The sequence below is a fragment of the Embleya scabrispora DSM 41855 genome (assembly GCF_000372745.1).
Classification (GTDB): domain Bacteria; phylum Actinomycetota; class Actinomycetes; order Streptomycetales; family Streptomycetaceae; genus Embleya; species Embleya scabrispora.
The window spans coordinates 105,282-129,478 of sequence record NZ_KB889669.1; the positions used below are offsets into that span (position 1 = coordinate 105,282).

Annotated in this window: 23 protein-coding genes; 11 read left to right on the forward strand and 12 right to left on the reverse strand. The window is 70.7% G+C overall.

The features are described from left to right. The 3 genes from trmB to A3IC_RS0122545 all read left to right on the forward strand — a co-directional run bounded on the left by trmB (position 1) and on the right by A3IC_RS0122545 (position 3,083). A complete protein-coding gene (gene trmB / locus A3IC_RS0122535; protein WP_020552322.1) occupies positions 1 to 729 on the forward strand; it encodes a tRNA (guanosine(46)-N7)-methyltransferase TrmB in 729 nt (242 codons plus the stop codon). Positions 730 to 867: 138 nt separating this feature from the next. Beyond that, positions 868 to 2,553 carry a PrsW family intramembrane metalloprotease gene (locus tag A3IC_RS55935; RefSeq protein ID WP_020552323.1) on the forward strand — a complete coding sequence of 562 codons (1,686 nt, stop codon included), beginning with the start codon at positions 868 to 870 and terminating at the stop codon, positions 2,551 to 2,553. Positions 2,554 to 2,594: 41 nt separating this feature from the next. Beyond that, positions 2,595 to 3,083 carry a YcxB family protein gene (locus A3IC_RS0122545; RefSeq protein ID WP_020552324.1) on the forward strand — a complete coding sequence of 163 codons (489 nt, stop codon included), beginning with the start codon at positions 2,595 to 2,597 and terminating at the stop codon, positions 3,081 to 3,083. A 248-nt stretch (positions 3,084 to 3,331) separates the two neighbouring features. Here the strand turns inward: A3IC_RS0122545 and A3IC_RS0122550 are convergent, their stop codons facing one another. Then, positions 3,332 to 4,972 (reverse strand): MFS transporter, encoded by a 1,641-nt coding sequence (locus tag A3IC_RS0122550; RefSeq protein WP_020552325.1) that lies wholly within the window; start codon positions 4,970 to 4,972, stop codon positions 3,332 to 3,334. Between the two features lie 211 nt (positions 4,973 to 5,183). Between A3IC_RS0122550 and A3IC_RS0122555 the strand changes: the two genes are divergently transcribed. Next, positions 5,184 to 5,387 (forward strand): hypothetical protein, encoded by a 204-nt coding sequence (locus tag A3IC_RS0122555; RefSeq protein WP_020552326.1) that lies wholly within the window; start codon positions 5,184 to 5,186, stop codon positions 5,385 to 5,387. Between the two features lie 76 nt (positions 5,388 to 5,463). Here A3IC_RS0122555 and A3IC_RS0122560 read toward each other — a convergent pair whose 3' ends face one another. From A3IC_RS0122560 to A3IC_RS0122570, 3 genes are all read right to left on the reverse strand, one after another. After that, positions 5,464 to 5,754, reverse strand: a complete 291-nt coding sequence (locus A3IC_RS0122560; protein WP_020552327.1) for a hypothetical protein — start codon at positions 5,752 to 5,754, stop codon at positions 5,464 to 5,466. A gap of 86 nt (positions 5,755 to 5,840) precedes the next feature. Beyond that, positions 5,841 to 6,380 (reverse strand): nuclear transport factor 2 family protein, encoded by a 540-nt coding sequence (locus tag A3IC_RS0122565; RefSeq protein ID WP_020552328.1) that lies wholly within the window; start codon positions 6,378 to 6,380, stop codon positions 5,841 to 5,843. Positions 6,381 to 6,394: 14 nt separating this feature from the next. Next, complete coding sequence (locus tag A3IC_RS0122570) at positions 6,395 to 7,135, reverse strand: nuclear transport factor 2 family protein (RefSeq protein WP_020552329.1); 741 nt, start codon at positions 7,133 to 7,135, stop codon at positions 6,395 to 6,397. 224 nt (positions 7,136 to 7,359) lie between these two features. Between A3IC_RS0122570 and A3IC_RS0122575 the strand changes: the two genes are divergently transcribed. Continuing rightward, on the forward strand, positions 7,360 to 7,782 hold the full coding sequence (locus A3IC_RS0122575; RefSeq protein ID WP_026218597.1) for a hypothetical protein: 423 nt from the start codon (positions 7,360 to 7,362) through the stop codon (positions 7,780 to 7,782). Between the two features lie 38 nt (positions 7,783 to 7,820). Here the strand turns inward: A3IC_RS0122575 and A3IC_RS62530 are convergent, their stop codons facing one another. Then, positions 7,821 to 9,875, reverse strand: a complete 2,055-nt coding sequence (locus A3IC_RS62530) for a serine/threonine protein kinase (protein ID WP_052173709.1) — start codon at positions 9,873 to 9,875, stop codon at positions 7,821 to 7,823. A 308-nt stretch (positions 9,876 to 10,183) separates the two neighbouring features. Here A3IC_RS62530 and A3IC_RS0122585 point away from each other — a divergent pair, with 308 nt between their 5' ends. Then, complete coding sequence (locus tag A3IC_RS0122585) at positions 10,184 to 10,375, forward strand: ferredoxin (protein WP_020552331.1); 192 nt, start codon at positions 10,184 to 10,186, stop codon at positions 10,373 to 10,375. A 25-nt stretch (positions 10,376 to 10,400) separates the two neighbouring features. Here the strand turns inward: A3IC_RS0122585 and A3IC_RS0122590 are convergent, their stop codons facing one another. Together A3IC_RS0122590 and A3IC_RS0122595 are read right to left on the reverse strand one after the other, a co-directional pair. Further along, a complete protein-coding gene (locus tag A3IC_RS0122590) occupies positions 10,401 to 11,399 on the reverse strand; it encodes an RDD family protein (protein ID WP_079026609.1) in 999 nt (332 codons plus the stop codon). A 90-nt stretch (positions 11,400 to 11,489) separates the two neighbouring features. Then, on the reverse strand, positions 11,490 to 12,545 hold the full coding sequence (locus tag A3IC_RS0122595) for a S1C family serine protease (RefSeq protein WP_052173722.1): 1,056 nt from the start codon (positions 12,543 to 12,545) through the stop codon (positions 11,490 to 11,492). Positions 12,546 to 12,818: 273 nt separating this feature from the next. Here A3IC_RS0122595 and A3IC_RS0122600 point away from each other — a divergent pair, with 273 nt between their 5' ends. Together A3IC_RS0122600 and A3IC_RS0122605 are read left to right on the forward strand one after the other, a co-directional pair. Further along, positions 12,819 to 13,259 (forward strand): nuclear transport factor 2 family protein, encoded by a 441-nt coding sequence (locus A3IC_RS0122600; protein ID WP_020552334.1) that lies wholly within the window; start codon positions 12,819 to 12,821, stop codon positions 13,257 to 13,259. A gap of 55 nt (positions 13,260 to 13,314) precedes the next feature. After that, a complete protein-coding gene (locus A3IC_RS0122605) occupies positions 13,315 to 13,791 on the forward strand; it encodes a GNAT family N-acetyltransferase (RefSeq protein ID WP_020552335.1) in 477 nt (158 codons plus the stop codon). A 48-nt stretch (positions 13,792 to 13,839) separates the two neighbouring features. Here the strand turns inward: A3IC_RS0122605 and A3IC_RS0122610 are convergent, their stop codons facing one another. The 3 genes from A3IC_RS0122610 to A3IC_RS66815 all read right to left on the reverse strand — a co-directional run bounded on the left by A3IC_RS0122610 (position 13,840) and on the right by A3IC_RS66815 (position 17,115). Then, positions 13,840 to 15,129, reverse strand: coding sequence for an MFS transporter (locus tag A3IC_RS0122610; protein WP_020552336.1), 1,290 nt, complete (start codon positions 15,127 to 15,129; stop codon positions 13,840 to 13,842). A 219-nt stretch (positions 15,130 to 15,348) separates the two neighbouring features. Then, positions 15,349 to 16,497: a CapA family protein gene (locus tag A3IC_RS0122615; protein ID WP_020552337.1), complete on the reverse strand. Its 1,149-nt coding sequence runs from the start codon at positions 16,495 to 16,497 to the stop codon at positions 15,349 to 15,351. A gap of 81 nt (positions 16,498 to 16,578) precedes the next feature. Continuing rightward, positions 16,579 to 17,115: a hypothetical protein gene (locus A3IC_RS66815; protein ID WP_020552338.1), complete on the reverse strand. Its 537-nt coding sequence runs from the start codon at positions 17,113 to 17,115 to the stop codon at positions 16,579 to 16,581. A 212-nt stretch (positions 17,116 to 17,327) separates the two neighbouring features. On the opposite strand from A3IC_RS66815, the gene A3IC_RS55945 reads away from it, so the two are divergent. After that, positions 17,328 to 18,008 (forward strand): DedA family protein, encoded by a 681-nt coding sequence (locus A3IC_RS55945; protein ID WP_158696055.1) that lies wholly within the window; start codon positions 17,328 to 17,330, stop codon positions 18,006 to 18,008. 121 nt (positions 18,009 to 18,129) lie between these two features. Here A3IC_RS55945 and A3IC_RS55950 read toward each other — a convergent pair whose 3' ends face one another. Beyond that, positions 18,130 to 19,356: an LLM class flavin-dependent oxidoreductase gene (locus A3IC_RS55950; RefSeq protein WP_020552340.1), complete on the reverse strand. Its 1,227-nt coding sequence runs from the start codon at positions 19,354 to 19,356 to the stop codon at positions 18,130 to 18,132. A 355-nt stretch (positions 19,357 to 19,711) separates the two neighbouring features. Continuing rightward, complete coding sequence (locus tag A3IC_RS55955; RefSeq protein ID WP_020552341.1) at positions 19,712 to 20,704, reverse strand: PP2C family protein-serine/threonine phosphatase; 993 nt, start codon at positions 20,702 to 20,704, stop codon at positions 19,712 to 19,714. 160 nt (positions 20,705 to 20,864) lie between these two features. On the opposite strand from A3IC_RS55955, the gene A3IC_RS0122640 reads away from it, so the two are divergent. After that, on the forward strand, positions 20,865 to 21,140 hold the full coding sequence (locus tag A3IC_RS0122640) for a DUF2277 domain-containing protein (protein ID WP_020552342.1): 276 nt from the start codon (positions 20,865 to 20,867) through the stop codon (positions 21,138 to 21,140). Positions 21,141 to 21,473: 333 nt separating this feature from the next. Beyond that, a partial coding sequence (gene dnaE / locus A3IC_RS0122645) for a DNA polymerase III subunit alpha (RefSeq protein WP_020552343.1) occupies positions 21,474 to 24,197 on the forward strand: 2,724 nt, incomplete at its 3' end.

The window sequence follows — 24,197 nt, forward strand, 5'->3', positions numbered from 1 at the left end:
ATGTCCCCTCTTCCCGGCGCCTCGACCGCCTCCGGCGTCTCGACCACCGATCGCCCGATCCGTCATCTCGCGACCGTGCGCAGCTTCACCCCGCGGCGGGGCCGGGTCACGCTCGCCCAGCGCGACGCGCTGGATCGGCTGTGGGAGCGGTGGGGGTTCGACGTCGCGGACCGTCGGCTCGACCTCGGCGAGCTGTTCGGCGACGACCGCCCGGTGGTGCTGGAGATCGGCTTCGGCATGGGCGAGGCGACCGCGGCGATGGCCGAGGCCGACCCGGGCACCAACGTGCTCGCCATCGACGTGCACACCCCGGGTCAGGGCAGCCTGCTGCACGACGCCGAGCGCCGGGGCCTGACGAACATACGGGTGGCCAACGGCGACGCGATCGAGTTGCTTCGGGACATGTTGCCGCCGGCCTGCCTCGCCGGCATCCGGGTCTTCTTCTCCGACCCGTGGCCCAAGACCCGCCACCACAAGCGCCGGCTGATCCAGCCCGCGTTCGCCGCGCTGGCCGCGTCGCGACTGGTGCCGGGCGGAATTCTGCACTGCGCGACCGACTGGGCGCACTACGCGCAATGGATGCTCGAAGTGCTCTCCGACGAGCCCGAACTGATCAACACGGTCGAGGGCTACGCGCCCCGGCCGAGCTGGCGACCGGTCACCCGCTTCGAACGGCAGGGACTGGACAAGGGCCACGAGGTCGCGGATCTGCTCTTCCGGCGCCGCTGAGCCGGGCGGCGGCCCGAACCCGGTCTCCCCCCACCGGGGCAGCCCGCCGCGACCCCGTCGGACAGCCGGTACCGACCACGTCACAGCCGACCCGAGAGAGGGGCACCGCGCCACCGCGCGGCGTTATCGTCACCCCATATGGACGCATCGCAAGGACCCGACGCGCCGGCCGGTCCCGTCCCCCCGGACCGGGCCGCGTACGAGTTCGCCCTGTACCAGCCCGGGCCGGTCGAGAAGTCGCGGGTGCGCACGCTCGCGGCGAACCAGACCACGCGAATAACCGTGCTCGTCACCGCACTGCTGGGCTGTGCGGTCGCCGTCGCGGTCATGCTCGGCGACACCATCGGGATACAGGGACTGCTCGTCGGGGCGTTGTTGGCGCTGGTGCCCGCCCCGCTGGTGGTGAGCGCGATCGTGTGGCTGGGCCGGGTCCGGCCGTTGCCGTGGAAGAGCCTGCTCTTCGCGTTCGCGTGGGGTTCGTGTGCGGGCGCGCTGGTGGCGCTGCTCGCGAACAGTTGGTCCTTCGACAAGCTGATGGATCTCAAGGGGGAAGAGGACGCCGAGCTGCTCGGCCTGACCATCGTGGCGCCGGTGGTCGAGGAGTGCGTCAAGGGGCTCGCGGTCCTGCTCCTGTTCCTGACCATCCGACAGAGCTTCCGCGGCGTCCTGGACGGACTGATTCCGGCGGCGGTCAGCGCGGCGGGTTTCGCGTTCACCGAGAACATCCTGTACTTCGGGCGCGAGTTCGCCGCGAGCGAGGACAGTGGCAACGGTCTGGGCACCACGTGGGGCACCTTCATCGCCCGCGGCATCATGTCGCCGTTCGCCCATCCGCTGTTCACCTCGATGATCGGTCTCGGCTTCGGCCTCTCGTTGGCGGTCCGCTCCCGACCTGCGCGGATCCTGCTCCCGCTCGGCGGCTATGTGTGTGCGGTCGGCCTGCACGCGGCCTGGAACGGCTCGGCCACCCAGGGTCTGGCCTTCCTGGGGGTGTACTTCCTGGTCATGATGCCGATCCTGGGCGGGCTCGTCTGGTACGTGGTGATCGTGCGGCGCGACCAGTTGCGCGCGGTCGAGGACGAGTTGCCGGGCTATGTCGCGGCGGGCTGGTTCCGACCGCACGAGCCGCTGCTGCTGTCCTCGATGGCCGACCGCTCCCGCGCGTTGCGAACCGCGAAGGCCATGCTCGGCCCGACCGGGGCGGCGCGACTGCGCGCGTATCAGGCGGACGCCACGCTGCTCGCCGAACTGCGCCGGCGGGCGAGCCGCTCGCGCAGGGGTCCGGCGCCGGAGTACCCGGAGCAGGAGCGCGAGTTGCTGGACCGGGTGTGGGCCGCGAAGCCGATCCTGGCCCGGGTCATCGACCACACGATGCCGTCGCCGAGGTGGCGCTACATCAAACCGCCGCCCGGATGGGCGCCGGGGATGATGCCGTTCGGCCCGCCGGGCACGGCGCCGTACGGGACCGCGCCGTACGGAGCACCGGCCGGCTGGGGACCGCCGCCGGGCCCGGGCCCGTTCGGCCCGCCGCCGCCCGGGTGGACGCCGCCGGGTCGGCATCCGGACGCGCATCCCGCCTGGGGGCCCGCGCTGCCGTACGGCGCACCCACGGCGTGGGAGCCGCCTCGGCACGCGGCAAACGGTCCGTGGAGCGACCCGTCAGCGCGGCCCGGCGCACCGTGGGGTCCGCCGCCGGCGTCGGCCGCCGGCGCGGTGCCCGCGCAGGCCGGCCCGCTGGGCCCGCCCACGTGGTACGCCCGCCCCGGCGACACCCCGCAACCACCACCGCCCGAGGCGACGCCCACCGAACCCCGGGAGTCCTAGCCGTAGCCGGCCCCGGCCGGCCCGCATGCGACCATGGCCGGGTGCATATCTCGACCACCTACGTCCCCACCGAGGCCGATATCGCGGAAGGCGTGCTCGCCTTTCGGCGCGGCCTCTTCCGGGGCCTGTTCGGGGCCGGGGCGGTGCTCTCGGTGTTGGGCGTCGTCCTGGTGACGAAGGCGCTGCTGTCCGGTACGACCGTGTTGTGGCCGCTCGCGTTCGTCGGTTTCGGTGTGGCGATGCTCGCGCTGCGATTCTGGGCGCCGATCCAGGCGGCTCGGCAGAACAAGCACATGCACGGAGTTCCGTGTGAGGTCACGCTGACCGACGAGGAGTTCGTGACCACGCTCGGCGGCAGCCGCAGCGCGACCCCGTGGGACACCTTCCGCAAGGTGCGCCGCGTGGACACCCAGTGGATCTTCGAGTTCGGCCCCACCCAGGCGGTGACCGTTCCCCGCCGAGCCTTTTCGGACGCCGAAAACCTCGAGCTGGAGGCGTTTATCCACAGCCGGAGCCGGGCAGCGCGCTGATCTTCCACAAGGAAGATCCACATCCTGTGGAAAACTTGTGGGCAAAGAGCTTTCGGCGTAACGCGCCGCCCGAAATGGTGAGAATCAATGCTGATTCGACCTGATCGGACGCGTTTATCCGTTTGCCCGCACACCCATTCGCTTTCCGCCCGATGCCATTTCCCGCATTCACCACGAAGGCGACCCCTGACGGGGTCGCCTTCGGGTGTCGCCCGCCTCCACCACGGGCGGTGTGGATGGACGCCTGGTCAGCGCGTCGGGACCGGCTCGACCTCGACCGGGACGGCGAGCCCGGCGGCCTGCGCCCGTACCCGCGCGTCCGTCTCCGGCTCCGCCGCCGCCTCCCCTTCCGTCTCCGCCCGCGTCTCCGCGTCGGCGGCGATGGGCACCCCGCGCAGTACCACGGTGGCGACGACCGCGGCCAGCGTCAGCAGGACCGCGCCGCCCAGGGTGGCGTACTGCATGCCGTGCGTGAAGGCGTGCCGCGCGGTGTCCAGGAGTTGGTCGCCGGCCCGGCCCGAGAGTCGCTCGGCGGTCGCACTCGCCGCCGCCAGCGTGTCGTTCGCCGCGTTCGCCGCGTCGGTGGGCACTCCGTCCAGGGTCGCGTCCCGCATGTCCCGCCCGTACACCGCGTCCGCGATGCTGCCCAGGATCGCGATGCCCAGCGCCCCACCCAGTTCGCTGCCGGTCTCCGAGGTGGCCCCCGCCGCACCGGCCCGCTCGGGCGGGGCGGCGGTCAGGACCATCTCGGCGGTCAGCGTGGTCGCGATCAGCACCCCGGCGGCCACCAGACCCGCGCCCGCCAGCACCAGAACCAGCGGCGAGCCCGGCCGGGCCGAGCTCATCACCAGGAAACCGGCCACCGAGAGCAGCAGTCCCGCACCGATCAGGAATCCGGGTCGCACCCGCTTGGCCAGGATGCCGGACACGGTGAGCGCGACCATGATCACCGGCATCACCGTCAGCGACCACAGGGCGGCTTCCAACGGCCGCATGCCGAGCACGAGTTGCATGTACTGCGTGTTGAACAGCGCGGAGCCCAGCAACGCGATGCTCGCGATCACGTTGACCGCGATCGAGGCGCTGTAGGCCCGATTGCGGAACAGTTCGAGGTCGATCAACGGGTTGGCGATGGTGCGCTGGCGGCGGACGAAGAGGAAGCCCACGACCAGGCCGACCGCGATGCTGATCACGTGGAGCGGCGCGACGCCCTCGGCCGCGATCTCCTTGATCCCGTAGATCACGGTGAGCACCGCCACCAGCGAGAGTCCGGCGCTGATCAGGTCCAGCCGACCGGCGGCGGGGTCCTTGAACTCCGGGAGCAGGAACGGACCGACCGCGAGCAGCAGCACCATCGCGGGCACGTTGAGCAGGAACGCCGAGCCCCACCAGAAGTGGTCGAGCAGCAGGCCGCCCGCCACCGGGCCGAGGGTGGCGCCCGCGGTCAGTGCGGCGGTCCACACCCCGATCGCGGTCCGCCGCTGGGCGGGGTCGTGGAACATGTTCCGGATCAGCGCCAGCGTCGAGGGCATCAGCGTGGCACCGGCCACGCCGAGCAGCGCGCGAGTGGCGATCAGCATCTCGGCGCTGTTCGCGAAGGACGCGGCCACCGAGGTGGCCCCGAAGGCCGCCGCACCGATGAGCAACAGCCTGCGCCGCCCGATCCGGTCGCCGAGCGCGCCCATCGTGATCAGCAGGCCCGCGAGCAGGAAGCCGTAGACGTCCATCATCCACAGCTGCTGCGGAGCCGTGGGCTCCAGGTCCTCGCTGATGAAGGGAAGCGCGAAGTAGAGCACGCCCATGTCCATCGACACGAGCAGGAGCGGGAGGAGCAGGACCGTCAGGGCGATCCATTCCTTGCGGCCGGCCTTGGCTGTGGGGGAGGTCATGACAGGAACTGTACGAGCGTATAAGACACATGTCTAGGACGCTCGTATAAAAAGTTTGCCGCGGGATTCCCCCTCCCGGCGCGGGTGGTCGGGTGCGCTGCCGGGCGCGAGTCGATGTTGGCCGTGGCCGGCGCGTTCCCGCTCCCGGCGCAGCGGGTAGTCGGGTGCGGTGCGGGGGCACCGACCCCACTCCCGAACGAAGGACGGCGAGATGAGTGACGAGCGGATTCCCGTGAACGAGATCCCCGAGGGCGACCGGCCGCGGATGGACCTGCGAAGTGGCGCCGAAACCCCCGTCGACCCCGAGGACCTGGTGCTCGCGGAGGGCAAGGACCTGACCGAGAAGAACATCGAGGACGCCCGCCGCAGGCTGGCCGAACTGGGGCCGGCCGCGGTCGAACGCATCGTCCCCTGACCACGGGCACCCCACGGGGCGCGGCGCCGACCCCGGTGCCGCGCCCCGACTGCGCCCGCCCGGGGCCGGGGCCCGATCAGCGGCCGGTGCGCCGCCGAGGACGCATTTCGACCGGCCGGACCTGATAGACACCCCGGTCCCGGTCCTGCTGCTCCTCGGCCACCTGGAGCGCGATCAGGATCTCCAGCGCGCTCCACGCCATGCCGAGCATGCCCAGGCCGACGAAGAGCATCGCCCACACCCAGAACCAGGTGTGCGCCCACACGCCGAGCAGCGCGACCATCGCCGCGACAATGGTCAGCGCCAGGAGCACGCCGGTACGCGCCGCCGCGTTCCTCGCGCCGTCCGGAAGCCTGTCGCGCGCCATGGCCGACCCTCCTGCCTCCGCCCGAGCAGCCTGCCGCGGAACAGGCAGTCTGCCGCCGAGTAACCGGTTGCTCCTCGCCTGCCCCGTCATGCCTCGACGGAACCCGATCCGCCCGTCTCGTCCGGGGATCGATGGAACTCGCGCCACGTCTCCCAGATCTCGGGCACCGTGCCCGAGCCGAAGGAGCGCTCCGGCCAGTTCGCCGGCGGCAGCCCCGCGGGGTTCGCGCCGACGTTCGCGCCGTACCACAGGTCGTGCCGACGACGCGCGAAGTACCACACGCCGTCCCGTCGTTCGTACACGTCGCGGTACAGGATCGCCTGGTGCAACCAGCGCGGTCCCTCCTGGATCTCGGCCTTGCAATACACGTGTCCGGTCGCGTGCTCCGCGTCCAACAGGTCGATCACGTGCGTGCCGACATTGAGGATGGTCACCCCCAGCGGAGCCAGTTGGGCCGCGAACGCGGCCCGCAGCGCGGCGCGTCCGCGCTCCTCGCGACTCACCCGCACGTCGGGCACGAACAGCCCGCACAGCGTGTCCAGGTCCCGGCTGTCCAGGGCCAGCGCGTAGCGCGCGGCGAGTTGACGGATCTGTTCATGGGCCGGCAGCCGCTGTACGTCGTTCATGAACCGACACCCTGTCAGGCCCCGGGGCGAACGATCTCCTGCGGGTTGTACACGATCTCCACATACGACCAGCGACGCCCGCCCGCGTAGTGCAGCACCACGTTGACGTCCAGGCCACCGGATGGTCCCTCGGCGCGCAGCACCGTCGAGACCCGGTTGCCGTCGATGATCCGCAGCCGGACCCGGTAGCGCCTGAACGGCGAACGCCGAACGCCGTCCCGGATGTACGCGCTCAACGCGTGCCTGCCCTCGACGAAGCCGACCGCGTGGTCGCGCACGCGCACCTTGTCGGTGAACACCGCGGCGACCGGCGCCCACTCGCCGCCGGCCGAGGCCGAGGCCACGCGCGCCGCGAAGTCGCCGAAGGCCCGCTCGATCTCCTCCCGTGGGATCGGCACCGGCAGTGGTTCCGGCGCCCAGCCGACGATGCCGCGCAGTTCCGCGCCGTCGTACCCGGCGACCGGGCCGCCCGCCGCCCGCCAACGCGCGATCATCGCGTCCGCTTCGTCGCCGTTGCGGAACTCGCCCACCGTCTCGACGCGATCACCCTCGCCGAGCCGGCGCACGATCTCGGTGCCGGGCACCGTGTAGCGCACGGCGCCACCGGTGGGGTCCGGCAGGTTGAACCAGACGTACCGACAGATCAGATCGCCGTCCACCATCGTCCACTCGGTGAATCGGCGCACCCAGGCGCCCACATCGTCGCCGATCGGTCCGCTCCGTGCGAGTGCCGCCTCGTCCCGGGTGCCGCCCATCGTGCCTCCCCGCGTCGTCCCGGCGAGCGTGGGCGCACGGAGAGATCCGGGCGCTGCCTGCCGCCTCCGGTGCGCGTGATCCTGCCCGCGCCCCGTCGGGAAGTCCAGCCCCCACACGATCGTGGGAACGGAACCATCGCCGGCTGGTATACGTATTACCGATCGCAACAAGCCGGCCGGGCTCGATGCGGGCACGACACGAAGTGGAAGCGGAGGGGACGCGAGTGATCCGGTACAGGGTCCGGGTGGACTTCTACCAGGACGTCCCACCGGACCGTCCCCCGACGGGGTACGTGGGCTCGTTGCTCTCGGGCGACTTCGCCGGACCGGCGCTGCCGCGCGGCGGCGACTCGATCTCGGCGATCCCGCTGGGCGGCGCGCACATAGGGCCGTGGACCGGCGGTCCGTACATGATGGTCCACCGGGTCGAGCACCACCCGGTCCCCGTGGACGGCGAGGGCCACATAGTCCAGTGGTGGGAGCAGTATCCCCAGCCCTCGGTACACGTGGTCGTCAACGCCGAGTGGCCGGACACCGAGGAGTCCGAGCACGAGTTGATGAACCTGTACGAGGAGCAGAGCTGGAGTTCGTTCCCGGCCGGACCGGAGAACCCGTTCCTGCCGGTCGCCGCGGCGGCCGACTTCTAGGCGCCGGCCGGCCTCTCCTTCCGGCTCGGCGTGGCGGGTTACGCGGCAGGCTTCTTGTAACCCGCCACGTTCACCGACGCCAGGATCTTGTTCAGGTCCGCGTCGTACTCGCGGGACAGCCCCGCCGTGGAGAACGAGATCATCGACTGCGGCAACCACCACAGCTGGGGCTGGAACGAGTCGCCGCTCTTGCAGGTCACGCTGTAGGACGCGTACTCGAACGTCAGGCTGCCCTTGCCCGGTGCGGGGTACTTCTTCCCGTCGCTCTTGCTGGTCGCCACCGCGTCGTCGGTCCGGGGCACACAGGTCGGTGTCGCACCGAGGGTCCAGCCCGCCTGATCCTTGAAGTCGACCTTGCGCTCGCTGTTCTTGCCGACCCAGATCCGCAGACCCGCGCGCTCGCACGTGGTGCGCTGCGCGGCCGGCGTCGCGCTCGGGAGCACGCACACCTCGGTGTCGCTGACCTGCTTGAGCTCCCACGTGGCCGGCACGGCGAACTTCATCCCCTTGAGGTCCTGGGTGAAGGGGCCGGCCTTGCCGGAGAGCCTGGGCGTCTCGGCGGTCGGACTCTTCTTCGTCTCCGGCTTCTTCTTGTCCTCGTCGCCGCCGCCGCGCAGCGCGAGCACGGCGCCGGCCCCGATCGCCAGGACCGCCACCACGCCGCCGACCACGACGAGCAGCCGCTTGCGGCCGGCGCCGCCACCGGGCCCGCTTTGCCGAGCCGCCGCCCGACCGGTGGGCGGCGGGGTGTGGGCACCGTGGGCGGTGGGCGCCTGGTGCTGATTCGTCGGGTGACCCTGTCCGGCGGTGCCGTACTGACCGGAGGGCGCGCCGTACTGGCCCGAGGGCGCCCCGTATTGACCGGACGGTGCGCCGTACTGGCCCGAGGGCGCGCCGTACTGGCCCGAGGGCGCCCCGTACTGCCCGGAGGACTGCGGCGGGACGCCGTGCGCGCCCGAGGTCGGCGTGTCGCGGTACAGCGGCGGTTGGGTCGGGGACGCGCCGTAGGGGTCGTGCGAGGGTCGGCCCGGGCCCGGCGGCGGCGGTACGGCCGGTGCGCCGAACGCGGCGGTGCCGCCCGAGCGCGCGGGACCGCGCGGCGGCTCGTACACCCGCGGCTGCGGGGGCTGCGGCGCCTGTTGTTGGTTCTGCTGCACCTGCCAGGGGCCGCCGCCGGACGCCGGCGTGGTCCACAACTGCCCGATCAGCGACGTGGCATCGGCGACCGGGTCGAGTGAGGGCGCCGCCGCGTTGCCGAGCGCGCCGCGCCACACGTGGGTGACCGAAGCCAGCAACTCGCGGGCGTGCGGCCGGTAGTGCGGTTCCTTGTCGGAGGCCCGCTTGACGATCAGCCGCAGTACGTCCGGCACGCCGGACAGGTCCGCCTCCTCCTGGAGCACGCGCAGCGCGACCACCTCGGGTGCGCCGGTACCGAACGGGATCACCCCGGTGGCGGCGTAGGTGATCAGCATGGCCCACGCGTACACGTCTGCGGCGGGCGTGCTGTCGTGGCCCTTGAAACGTTCCGGGCTCATCCACGCCGGGGAGCCGATCATCATGCCGGTGCGGGTCAGCCCGCTGTCCTCCATGGACCGGGCGATGCCCAGGTCGAGCACGCGCGGTCCGGCGGGCGAGCAGATGATGTTCTGCGGTTTGAGGTCGCGGTGGATCACGTCCGCGTCGTGCAGCGCGACGAGCGCCTCGGCGAGCCCGGCCGCGAGGCCCAGCAGCTCGTCGCCGTGCATCGGGCCGCCCTGGTTGACCCGCACGTCCAGGGTGGGCCCCGGAACGTACTCGGTCGCGAACCAGGGTGTCTCGGCGTCGACATCGGCGTCGAGCACCGGTGTCGTACACGTGCCCTTGATCGCGCGCAGCAGGTTGACCTCGCGCGTGAAGCGGGCCCGGAATTCGGGGTCGTCGGCGTATTGCGCGTGCACCACCTTGACCGCGACCCGGCGTTCGTAGCCGTCGAGGCCCGCGTACACCGCGCCCATTCCGCCCGCGCCGAGTCTGCCGGTGATCCGGAAGGGTCCGATGTGCTGCGGATCGCCCGGACGCAGCGAACGTATCTCGGCGCCGCCATCGGCCGTCATGGACGTGCCTCCCGTGTTGGTTCGCCGGCCCGCGGCTGCGGCCGTACCGGGATGGAATCCTCTCATCCGGTCTTGTGACCTCCCCAGGGCACCGGCTGGTTCCCCGTTCGGGCGAAAAGGCTCGCCTTACCCGAGGGGGTGCGTGATAGGCCAGCGGTTGCGCCGGGGCCGGCAACGCCTCGGCGTGGGACGTCGATTCGCGGGCCGGCCGGTACGACCAGCGGGTCGCACCGGCGCGAACCGCCGTCGTTCCGCACCGCTTCGAGGTATCGCCGCATCGCACCGCTTCCACGACCGAAGGGCCGAACGTGAAGATCGTCGTCGACTTCGACAAGTGCAAGAGCAACGCACTCTGCATGGCCGAGGCACCCGAGGTGTTCGAGGTTCGGGATGACAACTTCCTCTACATCCTGAACGAGAACCCGGGCGAGGAGTTGCGGTCGCAGGTGGAGGAGGCGGCCCGGGTCTGTCCGACCCGAGCCATCTCGATCCAGGAGTGACACGGAGCCGGGCCGGGGCGGGGCGTCACCCCTCCCCGGGCCGGTTCGGGTCCTGGGGCCGGGCCCCGGTGGTTCGGCTCGACTGCCACCGGTCGCGCGCCCCGCGGGCGCCCTGGGCCACCACGCCGGACGCGCCGCGCGCCCCCTGGACCACCGCCGCGGACGCGTTGCGGGTGGCCGACCAACCCCGGGCGAGCAGCTTGACGTTCACCACGACGGTGCCCGCGGTCCGGTCGTGCCACGTGCGTCGACGCGGGCCGAGCACGGCCAGCGGGTCCAGGAAGCCGATCAGGGTCAGCAACGCGAACAGGCCCGCCGTACCCCACTGGCGCAGCGCGACCTCGTACCAGGTGAGCAACAGCGCGGCCCACGGCACCACCACGGCCACCAGGGTGCGCCGGCCCGCCCGCCACGCGCCGACCGGCACCCGGCCGCGGACCGCCTGCGCCGACGTGCCCACCGGGACCACCTTCGCGCCGATCATGATCTTGCCCAGCGTGCGGCCGAACCGGGCGTGCATGAACCAGTCGTAGAGGGCGGGCACCAGCAGGTGCGCGAGGATCAGCAGGAGCAGCAGCGTCTTGGTGGTGCCCCACAGGCCGTCCACCGCCTCCAGCGGCGCCCGTTGGGCCTCGCCGGCCCGGCCGAACACGACGTCGAGGAACGCGGTGCGGACCACCGTGGTGGGCAGATCCGCGGCTTTGGTCTGGATGTAGTGATAGGCCAGGAACCACAGCGGCAGGACGAGCGCGGTGGTGAGCAGGTAGTCCACGGTGCGGGCGACCAGCCGCATGGTCCGTGACGCGAGCGGGAGTTCGTCGGAGCCGGCCGACATCGGCGTCGGGTACGACGAAACGCCGGGCTGCGGGTACCCCGGCCGCAGAGCGGGCGGTTGCCCCTGACCCGGGATCAGGGACGGTGCGGCCACGGGTGGTTGGTGCCAGGACAGGTGTGGATCACCGTCGACGGATGGTTGGTCCCCGTACGGCGACCCGGGCCCGCGTGGGGGCTGGGGGTTCGTCATGAGCGGGACGTTATCGCGCAGATCATCCCTTCCGTCGCATCGACGGAGGAATTCGGGACGTGTTTCGGGAGGTGATTCGAAGCGGTGCGGTCAGCTCTTGAGCTCGCCCAGGGTCACGTCCACGGTGGCCTTGCCGCCGTCGCCGGCGCGGACCAGGCTCACCTTGACCCTGTCGCCGGGCTGCTTGCCGCCCAGCACCTCGGACAGGGCCGCGACGTCGGTGATCGGCTGGTCGTCGATGGAGGTGATCACGTCGCCCCGTTGGATGCCCGCGGCCTTGGCGGCGCCGCCGTCCTGCACGGAGACCACGCCGACGCCTGCGGTCCGGCCGCTCGAACCGGCCACGGTGCGCACCGTGACGCCCAGCGCGGCCTTGCCGGAGTTGTCCACCTTGCCGTTCTTGATGATCTGGTCGGCGATCGACTTGACGGTGTTGGCCGGGATGGCGAAGCCGATGCCCGCGGCCGCGCCGCCCTGGGTCTCCGGGTCGGTCGCGGCCAGGGTCGGGATGCCGATCACCTGGCTGTCCAGGTCGACCAGCGCACCGCCGCTGTTGCCCGGGTTGATCGCGGCCGAGGTCTGGATCGCGCTGGAGATGGTCGCACCCGATGAGCCGGAGTTCTCCGGTTCGCTGACGGTGCGACCGATGGCCGAGACGATGCCCTCGGTGACGCTGGAGTCCAGACCCAGCGGGTTGCCCATGGCCATGGTGATCTGGCCGACCTGAAGCTTGCTCGAATCGGCGAACCGGGCCGGCTTGAGGTCGGGGGGCGGGTTGTCCAGGCGGATCACCGCGAGGTCGTCCGGGTCGAAGGTGGCGACGAGTTTGGCGGGGACCGGCTTGCTCGCGTTCGGGAGGGTGACCTCGAACGTGGTGGCCTGGCCGACCACGTGCGCGTTCGTGACGATGTTGCCCTTGTCGTCGTAGACGACGCCGGAGCCCAGACCGTTCGGCGTGGTGATCTGCACGACCGAGGGCAGCACGTTGCGCACCACCTGCTGGTACTTCGCCTGGAGGTCGTTCGCGGGGGCGCTGCTCGGGGCGGTCGAGCCGGACGCCGCGTTGCCGTTGGCACTGCCGCTGCTCGGGCTCGGACCCTTCTTCGAGCCGTTGCCGTCGCTGCACGCGCTCGATCCGCCCAGCATCAGCACAGCGGCCGTCAGCGCACCCGTGACCCGCCGCGTCTTCCTGCCCACGATGTCTCCCTCGGGTTCGGCTGCTGCCGTCGGCGACGGCCCGGTTGCCGATACCGGGGCGGGTCCCCCGAGCATTCTTCGTACTAACCCCGGGATCGGACTTTTCACCGTCGCGCCGAGGTCATGCCTCTTTCGCCATGTGCTTGTTCGTGTCAAGTTGGCTCCTCACGTCGTCCGCGTGCACGGAACGACGCCGCAGCGCCGGAAAGGGCGGGCACACATATGCTGACGCTTCAGGAGATCTCGGACCGAATGGAGATACAGGACCTGATGGTCCGGTACTCGCACGCGGTGGACACGGGCGACTGGGACGCGCTGGACGCGGTCTTCACCGCCGACGCGCACATCGACTACTCGGCGATGGGCGGCTCCAAGGGCGGCCTGAAGGAGACCAAGGAGTTCCTGGCCTCGGTGATGCCCGGCTTCGGCGCCTATCAGCACCTGATCTCGAACTCGTCGATCACCGTCGACGGGGACACCGCCACGGGCCGCACCATGTGCCACAACCCGATGGTCTTCAAGGGCGAGGACGAGGAGACGCCGGGCCCGGTGATGTTCTGCGGCCTGTGGTACCTCGACACCTTCACACGCGTGGACGGCGAGTGGCGGATCTCCTCGCGCAGCGAGGAGAAGTCCTACATGTACGTGGCTCCGACGGCATAGGCCCCGGGCCCGAAAACTCCCGGAACGAAGGGCGGGGCCGAGGTAGCTTCGGGTCATGATCCGCGAAGCCACCGAAGCCGACATCCCCGCCGTCCACGCCCTCGTCCGCGAACTCGCCGCCTACGAGAAGTTGCTGCACGAGGTCAAGGCCACCGAGGCCCAGTTGCACACGGCCCTGTTCGGCCCGAACCCGGCGGCCTTCGCCCTGATCGCCGAGGACGACACGAGCGGCGAGGCGGTCGGCTTCGCCGTGTACTTCCTGAATTTCTCCACCTGGGAGGGTGTGCACGGGATTTACCTCGAAGACCTGTTCGTCCGCCCGGAAGCCCGAGGCGGCGGCCACGGCAAGGCTCTTCTGAAGCATTTGGCCGGAATCTGCACCGCCCGAGGCTACGCCCGCCTCCAATGGGCCGTCCTGGACTGGAACGAGCCCGGCATCGGCTTCTACGACTCGCTGGGCGCCGTCCCCGAACGCGAATGGATCGGCTACCGCCTCACCGGCGACCCCTTGGCCCGGCTGGCCGGCGCCTGACCCCGACGCTGCGACGAGCGCCGGCTCCAGGGCGTCGCGGCCGCACCGTCACGAGGTGACCGTCGGGGCCTTCCCCGCCGCGGCCGCCGGACCGGGCGGGCGCGGCGCTCTCCCGGGCCGGATGCCCGTGCTCGCGGCGGCCGCCAGGGCCGGTAGGCCGGCTGCCGCGAAGACCAGGGGGAGCGGCGCCCGATCGATCAGCAGGCCGGTGGCCGCCGTGCCGCCCGAGGCGCCGGCGTTGAGCGCGGTGTTGACCCACGCGCCGACCCTGGTCCGGGTGTTCGCGGTGGCACACGCGTCGGCGAGCAGGTACGCCGTGGTGATCGCCGGCGCCACGAACAGGCCGGTGACCGCGGCCGCCGCGGCCAGGACGTAGAGGTTCGGCGACAGGCCGGCGGCGGCCAGGGACAGGCCCAGGCCGAGCGCGAGCAGCGGCAGTCGGCGGTCGGCCGGGATCCGCCAGGACACCGCGCCGTGCGCCAGGCCACCGACCGCGCTGCCGATCGAGAGCGCGGCCAGGATCCAGGCCACCACCGCGGACCGCCCCCGCTCGTCGGCGAACGCGACCGCGAGCAAGTCGACCGCGCCCAACGCCAGGCCCACCCCGGCAGCGGCAACCACCGCTCGCCACAGGCCGGTTCGGGGCGGCTCCGGCGCCGCCGCGGCTTCGTGCGCGACGGGCCGCGCGGCCCGCGCCGCCGATCGGCCCACCGCCGGCGACGACACCAGCGCGAGCGTCCCGACCGTGATCAGTCCCGCGCTCACCGCCACCCCGGCCGCCGCGGGCGCCACGCCCACGAGCACACCCACCAGCAACGGCCCGAACGCGAACAGGATCTCCTCGGCCACCCCGTCCAGGCTGTACGCCCGCTGCAACAGCTCGCGGTCGACGGCCAGTTCGCTCCACAACGCACGCATCACCGGCCCGACCGGCGGCGTGCAGGCCCCGGCCGCCGCGACCGCGATCCCCAGCCACGGCCCGGAGACCCCCGGCCGCCAGGTGGCCACCGCGATGGTGACCAGCAACGTCGCGTACACCGCGACCATCGGCGGCAACGCCCGCCGCGGCCCGTACCGGTCGACCAGCGCGGCCCGGGCCGGGGACAGGAACACGCTGGTCGCCCCGAACAGCGCCATCACCGTGCCCGCCACGGCGTACGACCCGGTGCCGGCCTTGACCGCGAGCAACAAGGACAGCGCGACCATCCCGTAGGACAGTCGTCCCACCAACGCGGCCCCGAACGCCCGTCGGGCGCCGGGGATCCGCAGCACGGCGGCGTAGGAGGGAGCCGGCGCGGAACGCGCGACGGCGGGAACGGAAGAGGGCTCGGCGGCCACAGGGGGAATTCCTCCGCGAAGTCGGCGCGGCCGGGCCGCACCGAAAAGCCTGCGTGGACGTCCAAACGACCGGCCCCGTAGACGGGGGCCAGGTCGGGGCGGTCCTACGCACAGAGGAGGAGCATGGCCGCCAACCTACCAAGCGCGCCCCGGTCCCGGCCGGCGCGTTCCCGGCCGTGCGAACGACCCGGACCCGCTTCGCCGGTCGGCCCGCGCGGGCTATTTCTTCGGCGCCGCGGCCAATCCGGTGCACGGACGCAGCGTCTCCCGGCGGTCCAGGATGCGCTTGGACTCGGCGCCGGTCACCGGCATCGGCACCCCGCGCTTGTCGATCGAGGCCGGCGTGAACTTCTCGCCGACGACCTTGCCGTCCTTGATGGTCAGCGTCGCCACGCCGGTGTCGTTCGAGTTCGGGTACGGGGACGTGCCGTACCAGAGGAAGTTGCCGTAGCCGTAGCCCACGTAGGTGTCGCCCAGCCAGCCGGCGCCCTGCATGACGTGCGCATGGGTGCCCAGGATCGCCGCCGCGCCCGCGTCCGCGAGCTTGCGGGTCACGCTCTTCTGGTCCGCGCTCGGGCACTTGTCGCCCTCTATGCCCCAGTGCATGTACACGATCACCACGTCGGCCTGCTTCTTCGCGTCCCGCACGGCCTGCACCAGCCGGTCGGTCTGCAGCGCGGTGGCTATCCCGGGCTTGTTCGGCCCGGCCTGGTAGAGCTGGTTGGTGATGTCCTGCACCTGGCTGGCGGCCAGGAACGCGACCTTGACGCCCTTTGCCTCCCGGATCACCGGGCGGTACGCCTCCGCCGCGTCCTTGCCGATGCCGGCCACGCCGATCGGCGGGTTCCGAACGGCGGCGACCGAGTCCTCCAAGCCGACCTTGCCGTAGTCCACGGCATGGTTGTTGGCCATGCTGACCGCGTCTATCCCGACCGCCTTCAGCTCGGTCAGCGCCTTCGCCGGGGCCCGGAAGTGGTACGTCTTGTTCTCCGGCGTGCCGCGCTCGGTGATCGCACTCTCCAGGTTGACCATCGCCAGATCGGCCGCCTCCAGCGTCTTGCCGATCGGGCCGAGCGCACCCTCGGCGCCCGCGTTCAGGCGTGGCACGGTGCGCTCGAAGAAGTGCACGTCACCCGCGAACGCGACGGAGATCTCGGTGCCCGGTGCGGCCGGGGCCGAGGGCGGGGCGGACCCCGCGCCCGGCGTCGCCGAGGAGCCGCCCGTACCGACCACCGGATTCGCGTCCGCGGCGTTCTTGGTCTTGCCCGACGAGTCCTCGGAGTCGGACAGCAGCCCGCACGAGGCGAGACCGGCGATCAGCAGCGGAGCGAGGCCGAGCGCGACGGTCCGGCGACGGGGTATAGGCACGCGGACAAGGTAGCCCAGCGACCTACGCCCCCGTATGTACGAGGGAACGTGACGTGAATTACCTCACCCGCGTGCAACGTTTCAGCCGTTCAGCGCCTCGTAGACCCGGTCGCAGAGCTCGGGATGCATGTCGAAGTAGCCCTCCTCGTCCACCTCGAACGCTCCGGTCCGGAAGCTTTCGGTGACCGTGCGCAACATCAGCGGGATCGACGCGTACACCATCGGCTCGTCCGCGCCCTGCACATAGCTCGCCACCTGGACGTCCGAGCCGTCCCAGACCGCCGCGTAGAAGTCGGCGGCGGGCGACACCAGCAGCGGCATCCACTGCACGCCCTCCGGCTGGTCCATCTCGACCTCGTCCCGGAACTCCAGCGCCTCCGCCAGGCTGACCAGGACGTAACCGGGTATGAACGATGCCTCGTCCACCAGTTGGTCCGGCTCCTCGCGGGTGCCGTCCGCCCAGCCGAACCAGGAGACCAGCTCGGCGGGCACCGCGGCGCCCACCCGGGTGCGCACCGCCTCGGCCGGCAGGCCCGGCTCCAGTAGGCGGACCACGGGGCGATCGAGGCCGACCAGCTCCGCCCGCACGGCGTCCAGACCTTCGTGAACGGCGTCCATGCCACGTCCCTCGCGTTGTTCGTGTGCGTCGAATGATCCGTCTCGAATTAGGGGTCGAGTCGAAGGGATCAAGCCTGACAGACGTTCGACCGATCGGCGCACGGTGCCTTGTTTGTGCTCCCGGTGGGTAGCCGCCGAAACAGGCGGCCGCACCGAACAATCGTCCGAGTCGGCCGCGGACCGGTCGGGGACACCTGCGAGGGAGCGTGACCGTGGACGCGTGGTTCGACCCGATCATGTCCTTCGCGGACTCCCCGTGGGCCTACCTGATCGTCTTCCTCACCGCGCTCCTGGACGCGATGTTGCCGATCCTGCCGAGCGAGAGCTCACTGATCGCGTGCGGCGTGTTCGCCACCGTGAGCGGCTTCTCGCCCAATCTCTTCCTGCTCATACTGGCCGGCGCGCTCGGCGCGTTCCTGGGCGACAACATCACCTACGCCATCGGCCGTTGGGCCGAACCCTTCGCGAACCGGCACATGCTCAGCGGCGAGCGCGGCCGGCGGGCCCGGGAGCGGGCGGAGCGCTGGCTGGCCGACCACGGCGGCGTGATGATCATCGCCGGCAGGTACATCCCCGGCGGTCGGACCGCGATCTCGTTGGTCGCCGGCATGGTCGAGTACCCGATCGCACGCTTCCGGGCATTCACCGCCGTCGCGGGTCTGACCTGGGCGATGTACGGCGTACTGCTCGGGTTCTGGGGCGGGAGCGTGTTCGAGGGCAGCCCGATCAAGGGCATCGGCGCGGGGCTGGCGACCGCCGCGGTGATCACCGTCCTGATCGAGGTCACCCGCCGCGTGCTCGCGGCCCGCCGCCGGCGCGGGCGCGGTGGCGACGACGGTGACGGGCCGCCCGGCGACGCGGAGCACGAGGAGGTCGCACCTCACGCGACGTGAGGGCGCACCGGACCGGGTCGACCACTCGACGATCGACCGCCGACGGGCCGACCGCTCGTCGAAACGCGCGAGGCCACCGGGATCTCCCCGATGGCCTCGACCTGTTCGCAGCCCGCCCGGATTACGCCGAGGGGTACGGGAGCGGCAGCACCGCGCTCGTCGGGAGCACCTCGACCTTGAGGTCGGGGTCCGGGCCCGCGCCCTGGAAGCGGCCGTACTTCGGCACCGCGTTGCGGCGGTACTTGGTGGTCGAGTGCTCCGGGTCCTTGTCGAACTCCGGGATGACCTGGTTGCCGAAGAGCTCGAGCATCTCGAGGTTCTCCTCGTGCGTCATACCGTCGTTGATGCCGAAGACGAGCTGGTCACAGCCCACCTCCTGGTACGCCTTGACCTGCTCGCACACCTCGTCCGGGGTGCCGACGAGCATGAAGCCGCCCTCGATCAGCTGGTCCAGCAGCTCGTCCCCGCCCATCGAGAGGTCGAAGGTGGGCGACGGCCAGGTGATCGCGTCCGCCGACTTCGGCATGGTGTCGTGGTACAGGTTCACCAGGGTGACCAGGTAGCCGCGGCCCTTGCTGAGCGCGATCTCGCGAGCGCGCTTGCGGTCGGACAGACAGATGACGGCGTTCGTCATCATCACGTTGTTGTTCTGGTAGTCGCCGACGATCTCGACCGGGTTCTCGGCGGCTTCCTTGTAGGCCTCGATCCGGCCCTTGAGGTTGTAGACCGGTTCGAAGTTGAACGCGATCGCGCCGATGCCCATCGAGCCGGCCTTGCCGAAGGTGGCCGGGTTGCCACAGGCGACCCAGATCGGCGGGTGCGACTCGCCGTACGGCTTCGGGTGGATGTCGTGCGGGGTCGGCACCGTGAAGTGGTCGCCCTCGAACGTGTAGTCCGTCTGCGCCCACATCCGGGGGATCTCGCGAATGACCTCGTCCCACTCGGTCTTCGTCGAGTTCTTGTCCATGATGTTGAACGAGGCCATCTCGTGGCTGCCCGCGCCGCGGCCGGTGCCCCACTCGAAGCGACCCTCGGTGATGTGGTCCATCATCGCGGCGCGCTCGGCGTAGCGGACCGGGTGCTCCTTGCGCGGCGACAGGCTGTTGATGCCGGTCGCCAGGTGGATGCGCTCGGTCTTGGCCGCGACGTAACCGATGGCGACCTCGGGAGCCGACATGTGGCTGTACTCGACCAGACCGTGGTGCTCGCCGAACCAGGCGTACTTCCAGTTGTGCTTGTCGGCCTTGATGGCCAATTCCAACTCGCGCATGAGCACGAGGTGCTCGCTCGCGCGATCGTGAGCGGCCGGACCGGGGGTGTACCCGTTCAGGAAGATGCCGAACTCCACGTGGAGCCTCCCAAAATCGCCTGGTTCAACCAGCGCTGCATACGCCTGTATGAGGTCTGCGTACGGGACAGTATGCGAGCGTCGGCCGGAACTTTGTTTACACGTGGCTAACGTCACGTCAGATGCCAGGCGCCGCCCGGGACATCGAGCTGACGCATAGTCAGATCCTCTCGCGCCAAAGGCGGAAGTTCCAGGGGAACGGCCCTTTGTGGCCCGCGACACCTCGGTCTGCTCCGATGCGGTGGAACCGGCACCGAAAACGCGTGGGAAAACACCGGTCGGCCCGAAATCGAAGGGCGATCGACAATCGCCGCCCTTTACCCGCGATCGTTGCGACGCGAGAAATGCGGCGCGGTCAACCCGCCTTCGTCCGCGCCAGCAACATCGTCACGTCGTCCCGGTGACCGGTCAGGTCGGCGAGTTTGAACAAGCGTTCCGCGGTCGCCTCCAGGTCCAGACCCCGGCTGCGCCGGAAGCGGTGCGCGAGCCGTTCCATGCCCTGGTCCAGCGCCAGCTGCGGACCCTCGACCAGTCCGTCGGTGACCAGGACCAGGGTCTCCCCGGGAGCCACCGTGAGCGTCGTGCACGGATAGCCCTGATCGGCCAGCATGCCCAGCGGCAGCCCGCCCTCGACGTCCTCGATCCGCGGCGTCCCGGCGGGGTCGGCGAGCAGCAGTGGCGGATGCGCGGCCCGCGCGACCCGCAGACTGCCGGCCGTCGGATCCAGGTAGGCCAGCGTGCAGGTGGCGTGGGCCGGACCGGGAAAGCGGTCCAGGAAGTCGTTCACCAGCCCGAGCGTCCGGCCGGGATCGGGAGTGACCACCGCGTACGCGTGCAGCAGGGTGCGGATCCTGGCCATGATCGGCGCGGTGCTCGCGCCGTGGCCCTGGACGTCGCCGACCACCAGCGCGACCTGGCCGTCGTTCAGCGTGAAGACGTCGTACCAGTCGCCGCCCACGCCGAACTCGTCCTGTGCGGGTCGGTGCCGAACAGCCAACTCCAGGCCCGGGACCGGCTCCGGAGGAGTCGGCGTGACGCCCGCGCGAAACGCCTCGGCGAAGTCGCGGTACGGAGGCGGCGGAAGCGGCTCGGCGCCCAAGGCGCGGGTGACCCGGCCGGCCACGTCCGGCGGCATCCCGCCCGCCGCCGAGGCCGCCGCGGCGTCGGCGTACCAGTCGGTGCGGATCGCCATCAGCGTGTGCGACTCCTCCTGCCACGCGTCCGTGCTGACCGTGAGGCTGCCGTCCTCGCCCTGGTACACCCGCCAGGCGGTCGCGGGGTCGTAGCGGTGGTCACGCGTCCCCGAAGAAACCAACAGCCGCCCGGGCCCCGCACCGGCCACGCCCATGCGCCACTCCTCCTCGCGTCCGACCTACACAAGGCCCAACGCCCGAACCCCGCCGAGGCAACGGCCACCAACCCGAGCACCCACCCGCCCCTGCACAGCCCACGCCCACCGCCCGCCGACCGCGACACACATGTCGGCCGCCCCGCCTAGCCTGAAAGGCATGTGCCGAAACATCACGACGCTCCGCGGACTCGACCCCGCCGCCACCGACGTGGAGATCGAAGCCGCCGCCCGTCAATACGTCCGCAAAGTAGGTGGCGTGCAGACCACGTCGCCCCGCACCGAGGAGGCCGTCGAGCGCGCCGTGGCGGCGATCGCCGAGGCGACGAGGGTGCTGCTCGCCGAACTCCCCGAGCGCCGCCAGCCACCCCCCACCCTCCCCCCGCTGCGCCGCCGCGAAGCCGCCGCCCGAGCCGCCGCGCAGACCCCCGGGTAGACGCCCGCGCAAGGCCGGCGCCGGACCCGCGCCGAAGCCCCCGCCGGCAGCCGCCGAGGTCCCCGACGGCCCGAGGGGACAGCCGGGGCGGCAGCCGACACGACAACCCGCGCAGCCCCCCGCAAAACCCGCACGACGGCCCCCCGAACCCACGCGAATCCACGCATGAACCGCTTCGCGGGCCACTGTGGGGCCACTCGGATACGGCTCGGAAACGACTCGGAAAAGCCTTCGCCGGCGGCTGCGGACACCTGCCTCGGACACCCGGTTGCCGACCTCCGCCGCGTTATGGTGGATGGTCCCCGCCGCCCCCTTCGAGGAGCCTCACACACCGTGTCTGACTCGTTCGTTCACCTGCATGTCCACACCGAGTACTCGATGCTGGACGGAGCGGCGAAGAACGACAAGCTGTTCGCCGAGGTGGCCCGTCAGGGCATGCCCGCGGTGGCCATGAGCGACCACGGCAACATGTTCGGCGCCTACGAGTTCCAGGGCACGTCCAAGAAGCACGGCGTCAAGCCGATCATCGGCATCGAGGCGTACGTCGCCCCCAGCACCCGGCACGCCCGCCGCCCCGAGTTCTGGGCGCCCGGCGGCAAGCGCGCGCCGAGCGAGGACGGCGAGGGCGGCAAGGACGTCTCCGGTGGCGGCCGGTACACCCACATGACGATGTGGGCGGAGAACGCGCAGGGCCTGCGGAACCTGTTCCGGCTCTCCAGCCTGGCGTCCATCGAGGGCTACTACATGAAGCCCCGGATGGACCGCGAGCTGATCGCGCAGCACCACGAGGGCATCATCGCCACCACCGGCTGCCCGTCCGGCGAGGTACAGACCCGGTTGCGCCTGGGCCAGTACGACGAGGCGATCAAGGCGGCCTCCGCGTACCAGGACATCTTCGGCAAGGAGAACTACTTCCTGGAACTGATGGACCACGGCCTCGACATCGAGCGCACGGTGCGTCAGGACCTGCTGCGGATCGCCAAGGAGTTGGACATCCCGCTCCTGGCCACCAACGACTCGCACTACGTCACCGAGGACCAGGCCGACGCGCACGACTCGCTGCTGTGCGTGGGCGTGGGCAAGAACAAGGCCGACCCGAACCGGTTCAAGTTCGCGGGCACCGGCTACTACATCAAGACCTCGGACGAGATGCGCCGGCTGTTCGGCGAACTGCCCGAGTCGTGCGACAACACCCTGGCCATCGCCGAGCGCATCCAGCCCTACGACGAGGTGTTCGCCGAGGTCAACCGGATGCCGCAGTTCGACGTCCCGGAAGGCGAGACGCAGGCGACGTACCTGCGCAAGAAGATCACCGCTGGCCTGAAGCGGCGGTTCGGCGACAACCCGAGCCGGGAGGTGCTGGACCGGATCGAGTTGGAGATGGGCGTGATCACGCCCATGGGCTTCGACTCCTACTTCCTCGTGGTCGCCGACATCTGCCAGTACGCCCGGGACAACGGCATCCCCGTCGGTCCCGGTCGAGGCTCGGCGGCCGGTTCGATGGTGGCCTACCTCACCGGAATCACCGGCCTGAATCCGCTCGACTACGACCTGCTGTTCGAGCGCTTCCTCAACCCCGAGCGGATCAACCCGCCGGACGTCGACATCGACTTCGACGACCGCCAGCGCGACCAGATGGTGCGCTACGTCACCGATAAGTACGGTTCGGCCTACACCGCGCAGGTCAACACCTTCGGCACGATCAAGGCCAAGGCCGCGATCAAGGACTCCAGCCGGATCCTGGGCTTCCCGTTCGCCACCGGCGACCGGATCACCAAGGCGTACCCGCCGGACATCATGGGCAAGTCGATGCCGCTCGCGGGCATGTTCGACAAGGACCACCCGCGCTACACCGAGGCCGGCGAGATCCGCGCGCTGTACGAGTCCGACCCCGAAGTGAAAATGGTGATCGACACCGCGCGCGGCATCGAGGGCCTGACCCGCGGCACCGGCGTGCACGCCGCCGCGGTCATCCTGTCCTCGACCCCGCTGATCGACCTGATCCCGCTGCACCGGCGGGACAAGGACGGCGTGATCATCACCGGCTTCGACTACCCCTCGTGTGAGTCGATGGGCCTGGTCAAGATGGACTTCCTGGGTCTGCGGAACCTGGGCATCATCGATCACGCCATCAAGATCATCAAGGCCAACCGCGGCGTCGACGTCGACATCGAGAAGATTCCGCTCGACGACCCGACCACGTTCGAACTGCTCTCCCGCGGCGACACATTGGGCGTGTTCCAGCTCGATGGCGGCCCCATGCGCGCGCTGCTCAAGCTGATGAAGCCGACCGAGTTCGAGGACATCTCCGCGGTCTCCGCGCTGTACCGACCCGGCCCGATGGGCATGAACTCGCACATCAACTACGCGCTGCGCAAGAACGGGCAGCAGGAGATCACGCCGATCCACCCCGAGTTGGAGAAGCCGCTCAACGAAGTCCTGGGCCCCACCTACGGCCTGATCGTGTATCAGGAGCAGGTTCAGCGTGCCGCGCAGGTGTTGGCCGGCTACAGCCTGGGCCAGGCCGACCTGCTCCGCCGCGCGATGGGCAAGAAGAAGAAGGAAGTCCTGGAGAAGGAGTTCATCCCGTTCCAGGCCGGCTGCCGCGAACGCGGCTACGGTGACGAGGCGATCCAGGCGGTGTGGGATGTACTGGTCCCGTTCGCCGGCTACGCGTTCAACAAGTCGCACTCCGCCGCGTACGGCCTGGTGTCCTACCAAACGGCCTATCTCAAGGCGAACTTCCCGGCCGAGTACATGGCCGCGCTGCTCACCTCGGTGGGCGACGAAAAGGACAAGATGGGCATGTACCTGGCCGATGCCAGGTCGGCCGGCATCCGGGTGCTCTCGCCCGACGTCAACGAGTCCGTGGCCGACTTCACCGCCGTCGGCTCCGACGTGCGGTTCGGCCTGCGGGCGATCCGCAACGTGGGCGACAACGTCATCAACGACATCGTCGAAGCGCGCACGAGCAAGGGGAAGTTCAACTCCTTCGCCGACTTCCTGACCAAGATCGGGCTGCCCGCGTGCAACAAGCGCGCGGTCGAATCGCTGGTC